The sequence below is a fragment of the Methanosarcina spelaei genome (assembly GCF_002287235.1).
In the GTDB taxonomy this organism is placed as follows: domain Archaea; phylum Halobacteriota; class Methanosarcinia; order Methanosarcinales; family Methanosarcinaceae; genus Methanosarcina; species Methanosarcina spelaei.
In genome coordinates, this window is the sequence record NZ_LMVP01000109.1 from 1 (window position 1) to 7,015 (window position 7,015).

The 7,015-nt window shown below is 40.2% G+C and carries 6 protein-coding genes and 1 tRNA gene; 5 read left to right on the forward strand and 2 right to left on the reverse strand.

What is annotated here, in order from left to right; translation table 11 throughout:
• Positions 1–195 precede the first annotated feature (195 nt).
• Positions 196–267: transfer RNA gene (locus ASJ81_RS07290), tRNA-Gly, on the reverse strand.
• Between the two features lie 328 nt (positions 268–595).
• On the opposite strand from ASJ81_RS07290, the gene ASJ81_RS07295 reads away from it, so the two are divergent.
• The 4 genes from ASJ81_RS07295 (at position 596) to ASJ81_RS24165 (ending at position 5,963) form a co-directional block, all read left to right on the forward strand.
• Entirely contained in the window at positions 596–2,245 is a 1,650-nt protein-coding gene (locus ASJ81_RS07295) for an ATP-dependent DNA ligase (protein WP_095643906.1), read from the forward strand.
• Between the two features lie 194 nt (positions 2,246–2,439).
• On the forward strand, positions 2,440–4,194 hold the full coding sequence (gene polX, locus ASJ81_RS07300; RefSeq protein WP_095643907.1) for a DNA polymerase/3'-5' exonuclease PolX: 1,755 nt from the start codon (positions 2,440–2,442) through the stop codon (positions 4,192–4,194).
• A 387-nt stretch (positions 4,195–4,581) separates the two neighbouring features.
• Positions 4,582–5,844: a diaminopimelate decarboxylase gene (locus tag ASJ81_RS07305; RefSeq protein WP_095643908.1), complete on the forward strand. Its 1,263-nt coding sequence runs from the start codon at positions 4,582–4,584 to the stop codon at positions 5,842–5,844.
• On the forward strand, positions 5,841–5,963 hold the full coding sequence (locus ASJ81_RS24165; RefSeq protein ID WP_275112540.1) for a hypothetical protein: 123 nt from the start codon (positions 5,841–5,843) through the stop codon (positions 5,961–5,963). Before ASJ81_RS07305 ends, ASJ81_RS24165 begins: the two co-directional genes overlap by 4 nt.
• 131 nt (positions 5,964–6,094) lie before the next feature.
• On the opposite strand, the gene ASJ81_RS07310 is transcribed toward ASJ81_RS24165, so the two are convergent.
• A complete protein-coding gene (locus ASJ81_RS07310; protein WP_170943230.1) occupies positions 6,095–6,460 on the reverse strand; it encodes a hypothetical protein in 366 nt (121 codons plus the stop codon).
• A 137-nt stretch (positions 6,461–6,597) separates the two neighbouring features.
• Between ASJ81_RS07310 and ASJ81_RS07315 the strand changes: the two genes are divergently transcribed.
• Entirely contained in the window at positions 6,598–6,936 is a 339-nt protein-coding gene (locus ASJ81_RS07315; protein ID WP_095643909.1) for a winged helix-turn-helix domain-containing protein, read from the forward strand.
• Positions 6,937–7,015 lie beyond the last annotated feature (79 nt).

Genomic DNA, 7,015 nt, shown 5'->3' on the forward strand with positions numbered 1-7,015 from the left:
AGGTTATTCTCGCGGCGCTCAAAGGAGCGCCGCTAACTATACCCTGAATAGTTACTAAAAATTTAGTTTAAAGAAATATAGTTTAAAAATTTAGTTTAAAGAAATATAGTTTAAAAATTTAGTTTAAAGAAATATAGTTTAAAAATTTAGTTTAAAGAAATATAGTTTAAAAATTTAGTTTCAATGATTTTTCAATGCGACTGCCGGGATTCGAACCCGGGTTCTAAGCTTGGGAAGCTCAGGTCATAGCCACTAAACCACAGTCGCGTGAAGATGTGTAGAAGTGATGTGTATTCTTCTCATGCATCTTTTAGATATTAAAGGTTTCGGTAATGAAGAAGGAACGGCAGAGATGGTTGTTTTATGGAAAAAAGAGGAAAAACTCTATTTCTGAAATTTGAGGATGCAAAGCGATAAAGACCTGCAAATTAAATAATTGAATTATAGTAAAGAGAAAAATTTCAAAATTTCAAAGCGTTTTTTCGGGGAGAGGGTAATGGCTCGGTTCATGAAGCTTGCGGAGCTTTTTGAGGAACTTGAAAAAATAACATCCCATAAGGAAATCATCCAGAAGATTGCTAATTTTTTTTAGGGATTGGAAGGAAAGGAAGTAAAGGATAGTGCGTACCTTTTTCTGGGGAGTATAGGACCTGCCTTTGAAAATATAGCGCTGGGGATAGGAGATAAACTCGCTTTAAAAGCTATTGCCTGGGCATACGGAGTTTCCGAAGAAGATGTTAAAAGAAGATATTCAAGGATAGGAGACCTTGGCGATGTAGCGTTTGAATTAAACATGGGAGAAGGGAAGTTACTGGCAATTGATGAAGTGTTCGGAAGGCTAAAAGAGATAAAAGAAACCACAGGAAAAGGAAGTCAGGAGGAAAAGACCGAGCTGCTTTCCAGTATCCTACAGCGAGCTAGCCCCAAAGAAGGAAAATACATAGTCAGGATTGTACTTGGAAAACTCAGGCTTGGGTTTGGGGACCAATTTTTGCTTGAGGCATTTTCTACTGCTTTTACAGGGAACAAAAAATATGCCGCCAGAATCAAAGAAAGCTACAGCGTCTGTACCGATATAGGAGAGCTTGCAGAATCCCTTGCGGAATATGGTCCGAAAGCTCTTGGGCGTTTCTCCATAAAACTCGGACGGCCTGTCAGGTCAATGCTTGCGCAGCGTGTGAAAATTTTTGAAGAGCTTGAAGAAAGAATACCCGGAAAAAAAGCAGCCGAAGAAAAATACGATGGAGAAAGGGTTCAGATTCATAAAAACGGAAAAGAGGTTATAGCTTTTTCTCGGAAGCTTGAAGATATAACTGCGCAGTATCCCGATATTGTGGAAGCGGTCAGGAAAGGCATTCTTGCGGAGAAGATCGTGCTTGATGGGGAAATTATCGCATATGTTGAAAACAGGAAAGCAAATGACTCTTCAGAAAGATTTTATTCATTTCAGAAACTGATGAAGAGACGCAGAAAGTATGAGGTCCAAAAATACACTGAAATCTACCCTGTTGCCGTATTCTTTTTCGATATTCTCTGTCTGGAAGGAAATTCACTCCTGAAGAAATCATACCCGGAAAGGAGAAATCTCCTTGAGGAACATTTAAGGGAGTCAAGAACGCTTCGCCTGGCTAGAAGAACTATTACGAATAATCTTGAAGAAATCGAGGATTTTTTCAACAAGGCTCTTGAAAAAAGGCTTGAAGGAATTATAATTAAATCCATGGATAGGAATTCGATTTACGAAGCCGGAAAAAGGAGCTGGCTCTGGCTCAAATGGAAAGAAGAGTATGCCAGCGGGATGAGAGAAACCTTTGACCTTGTAATTGTAGGGAAGTATTATGGACGAGGAAAAAGAAAAGGTTCATTTGGAGCCCTCCTCTGTGCAGTTCTTAATGAAGAGGGACACCGTTTTGAAACTTTTACAAAAGTAGGGACAGGCTTCACAGAAGCGAACGCAAAAGAAATAGACAACTTGCTTTCAGAGCATATTATTGCCGAAGTCCCTAAAAATGTATTCATAAAAAGTAGAATGCTTCCGGATATTTTTGTAGAGCCTACTCTGGTTATTGAAGTCCTTGGTTCGGAAATTACGGAAAGCATGGGCCATACTGCCGGACAGGGAGAAGGAGATACCGGGCTTGCTCTTCGTTTTCCTCGTTTTTTACGCATAAGATACGATAAAGGACCTTATGATATCACCACAGTTAAAGAAGTCTGGAATTTTAAGGAAGACAAAGGCATTTGAAGACTTAGTAAAGAAAAAAAGATATTTGAAGACTTAGTAAAGAAAAAAAGATATTTGAAGATTTATTGAAGAAAAAAGGTATTTAAAAGCTTATTAAAGAAAAGAAAGGTATTGAAGACGATTGAAGGAAGGGAAGAGAGATAAAGAAAAAATAAGAAACTGGAAAAAGAAAACACAAGGGGTAGGGGTAACAATTGAGAAATCGAGAGATTGCCGAGCTATTTTATGAGGCTGCTGACATTCTAGAATACCAGCAGGTTGAGTGGAAACCACGAGCTTATCGGAAAGCTGCTCAAATGATAGAAAAACATGGTGAAGACATCGAAAAAATCTATTTCAGAGAAGGAAAAGCCGGGCTGACCGAAATCCCAGGCATTGGGGAGTCAATTGCTGACCATATTGCCGAGTATCTGGAAACAGGCAAGGTGGAAAAATTTGAAAAGCTTAAAGAAAAAGCACCTTCAGGTACTCCAGAACTTATGGAAATTCGAGGACTTGGGTCAAAGAAAATAAAAAAGCTTTCCGATACTCTTGGTGTAAAAACGCTTTCAGATCTTAAAGACGCTATTCGTGCCCACAGGCTCAGGAGGCTCGAAGGATTCGGAGAAAAAAGCGAAGAGAATCTTGCAAAGGCAATTGAGCAGTATGAGAAAAGCCATGCCAGGATAGCTTTAGGAAAAGCACTTCCACTAGCAGACGAAATTATATCTGCGTTAAAAGCCCGGTGTGAAAGCAGAACCTCTAAAGTCAGCCTCTCGAAAATAATATACACAGGTTCACTCCGAAGGTTGAAAGAAACAATTGGGGACATAGACATCCTGGCAGAAGCTGAAAAAGAAGAGGCTTTGAAGGTAATGGATTGTTTTGTTTCCCTTCCGGACGTCGAACAGGTTATCTTAAAAGGCAGCACAAAAAGCAGCGTAATTCTGAGAGAAGGAACAGCTATTGACCTGAGAGTAGTCCCACCTGAAAGTTACGGAGCAGCTCTTCAGTATTTTACAGGCTCAAAAGAGCACAACATAGAACTTAGAAATGTTGCCATCAAAAATGGTTATAAACTTTCGGAATACGGGCTGTATATAAAAGAATCCGGTAAACAGGTTGCAGGCAGCAGTGAAGAAGAGATTTATGAAAAACTTGGTCTTGCTTATATCCCACCCGAACTTCGAGAAAATCGGGGAGAAATTAAAGCTGCTGCAAGAAATACCCTGCCCAAACTGGTAGAAGCAGGTGATCTCAGAGGAGATCTCCATATGCATACGGAATACAGTGAAGGAAAAGACACTCTTAAAACCATGATTGAAAAAGCAGAAGCTCTTGGTTATGAGTATATCGCAGTAACCGATCACTCCCGTTCTCAGAAAGTTGCAAACGGTATGGAAATTGAAGAATTGAAAGTCCAATGGAAAGAAATTGATAAACTCTCAAAAAACTTCAAGATAAAGATTCTCAAAGGATCTGAGGTAGATATCCTGAAAGATGGAAGCCTGGACTATCCGGATGAAATTCTCAAAAAACTTGATGTTGTGGTAGGAGCTGTACATTCTGGCTTTGCATTCCCTGAAAAAAGAATGACCGAAAGGATTGTCACAGCTCTGGAAAACGAATACCTTGATATCCTTGCACATCCCTCAGGAAGACTGCTTGGGAAAAGAGAGGCTTATGCCGTTAATTTTGAAAAGGTTTTTGAAGCTGCCGCTGCAAATGGAAAAATAATGGAGATCAACAGCCAGCCTTCAAGGCTTGACCTTAATGACGAGCTTATCCTGCGTGCAAAGACCTTTGGCCTGAAGTTCTGTATATCTACAGACAGCCATGCCGTTTCCGACCTAACTTACATGCGATACGGCCTAGGACAGGCGCGTCGAGGCTGGTTGGAAAAAGAAGACGTTATAAACACCTATCCATACTCCAGGCTTAAACAAGTTTTCAAAAAACCCAACCAGTGATCGGTTTGTGCCACAACCGTTAACCCGCAACCGTTGCGCCGGTTGATCACGCCTATAGGGTTAGGGGATAAGTTTTTCAAATCCAAACGTTACTGGAGTTTTCGGTCAAGCAGTTTTAAAATGGTTGCTGTATGACCTAAAAGAAATTAGGAAAAACCAGTCCCTGAGTTAAATATCAGTACTTCTTATCCTAAACTAGTCCTTTTGGATCAGCTAAATATCTTTTTATAATTCAGCCCTCTTGAGCGAACAAAGTGAGCGAAAAGGGCACCGTCCTCCCGAGACGGAACTCGGGTGACGGAACTCGGGGCAGAAAGACTAATAAAGGAGTAAAAGTTCAAATTGATACAAAACTCCATTAAACAAAAATCAGTAAAAGGTAATAATATGGTTTCAAAGGATCTTCCCTTCACCAAAGAAAAAATTATGGAAATAATAAAAAAGTATCCCACCCCATTTCATATCTACGATGAGAAAGCTATTCTGGAAAATGCGCAGAGAATAAAAGCAGCCTTCAGGGAAGTTCCGGGCTTTAAAGAGTTTTTTGCTGTAAAGGCTCTCCCAAACCCTTTTATTCTTAAAATTCTTAAAGGAGAGGGTTTCGGTGCGGATTGCAGCTCTTTGCCGGAGCTAATTCTTGCTGAAAAAGCGGGAATTACCGGGGAAGACATAATGTTTAGCTCAAACGATACTCCTTCTGAAGAGTTCCTGAAGGCAAAAGAGCTTGGAGCATACATAAACCTTGATGACATAAGCCATATTGGCTACCTTGAAAAGTATGCCGGACTTCCTGATATTGTCTGTTTCAGGTATAATCCTGGCCCTCTTAAAGAAGGAAATGCTATAATAGGAAAGCCTGAAGAAGCAAAGTACGGCTTTACGAGAGACCAGCTTTTTGAAGGCTACCGCATACTCAGAGACAGGGGAGTAAAGCGTTTCGGAATGCACACAATGGTGGCTTCTAACGAATTAAACGCTGACTACTTTGTGGAAACCGCAAAAATTCTTTTCGAACTTATAGTTGAAATCTCAAAGGAACTCAATATAAAATTTGAATTTGTGAACCTCGGTGGAGGCATAGGCATCCCATACAGGCCTGAAGAAGAACCTGTTTCCTTCAAAGCCGTGGCAAAAGGTGTCAAAGAAGCTTATGAGTCCACAGTCACAGCTAACGGGCTTTATCCGCTTAAAGTCTTCCTGGAATGCGGCCGTGTAATTACAGGTCCCTATGGCTACCTGATTACTCAGGTTCGGCATCTCAAACATACCTATAAGGACTATGTCGGGATGGACTCCTGTATGGCCAACCTCATGCGACCTGGCATTTACGGAGCCTATCACCATATAACCGTGCTCGGAAAGGAAAAAGAGGCTCCTATCCATAAGTACGACGTAACAGGCTCTCTCTGCGAAAACAATGACAAGTTCGCAATTGATAGGCCGCTTCCTGAAATTGAAATCGGAGACATCCTTGCAATCCATGACACAGGAGCTCACGGACACGCTATGGGTTTCAATTACAACGGAAAACTCCGTTCTGCCGAACTCCTTCTCAGAAAAGATGGAAGTGTTGTGCAGATAAGGAGAGACGAGACCATTGAGGATTATTTTGCAACCCTGGATTTTGAATCCCTGAAAGATTTCAAGTGAAAGAACAAGTGAAAGAACAAGTGAAAGAACAAGTGAAAAAACAAGTGAGAGAAGTCCTCAGCAAAATTGCAAAAATATCCCAAAGAAAATTTACTGAAAAACCAAAGACAGGTGAATAGCAGAGGAATTTCACTGCGAAATCTTACTGCTGCACCTAAATACCTTTCTTTTACACGAAACGTACCAGGACTTATGCGTTTGAAGTACGAAATTAAGCTTACTCAAGAGAGTGAGAATATAAGATAGAACATCACATGTTAGAGAAGTCATCTTCATACTCTCTGCACTCCTGCGCACCTATCATTCCACAGTTCAAAAGACTCAGCGATTCAAATATGCCTTCACCTACACTTATTCCTTTCAAAGCGCATTTCTTCACTAAACGGTCGTAAAGGACTTCGTTTTCGTTTTTAATAAAATCGCACATTTCCGAAATGAACTCGTCTGTCATAAGTGGTTCATCTTTGTTTATCCAGTTATCAATTGACTCGATAAGATATTGACGTACAGATTTGTTCTTTCCAATATCCATAAGATTCATAAAAGCACATTCATCTATGCTTAGAACCCACTTTCCAAGTTTATACTTAAACATATCTCCACTATCATCTTCCAAACATACCCCTCCATGATGATCAAATTCTCACAATAACTAGAGGACTCATGCTATTTAACTCATCATAGGTGCTATACTGCGAATTTCTCTTCCCCAAGATTATTTAGATACAGCGGCCAATATATTAATGATCAAATATGACTCCCGAGGAAGCTGCGAAAAGAAAACAAGAATGGGTTTCAAAGATGAAGCGCGAAGGCAAAATGAAAGAGGATATGACAGAAGACCACAGGGCCTGCCTTAATGCCTTGCAGAACCCTGTACGGAGAAACATCCTCAAAGCCCTGGTAGAGCATAAAAAATCGCTTGAAAAAATTAAAGACGAACTCAAGCTCACGGATTCTCAGGCAAGTTATAACCTGAATATGCTGGAAAGTACCCTCTGTATTGAAAAAGAGGACAGTGAAGGAACTATATATTATGTCCTGACTCCGAGAGGAGAAGGATACATGGAAAATGTGGAACTGAAAAAGTAAGGTATCCTCTTCAAATTCAATGGTTTTTCAACCGCATAAAAAATATAATAGTTTTTCCATTTTCCCTTATCATATTTTG

Coding starts and splice junctions, on each gene's coding strand:
- ASJ81_RS07305 (WP_095643908.1), top strand. CDS start 4,582: ATGGTTTCAAAGGATCTTCCCTTCACCAAAGAAAAAATTATGGAAATA.
- ASJ81_RS07315 (WP_095643909.1), top strand. CDS start 6,598: ATGACTCCCGAGGAAGCTGCGAAAAGAAAACAAGAATGGGTTTCAAAG.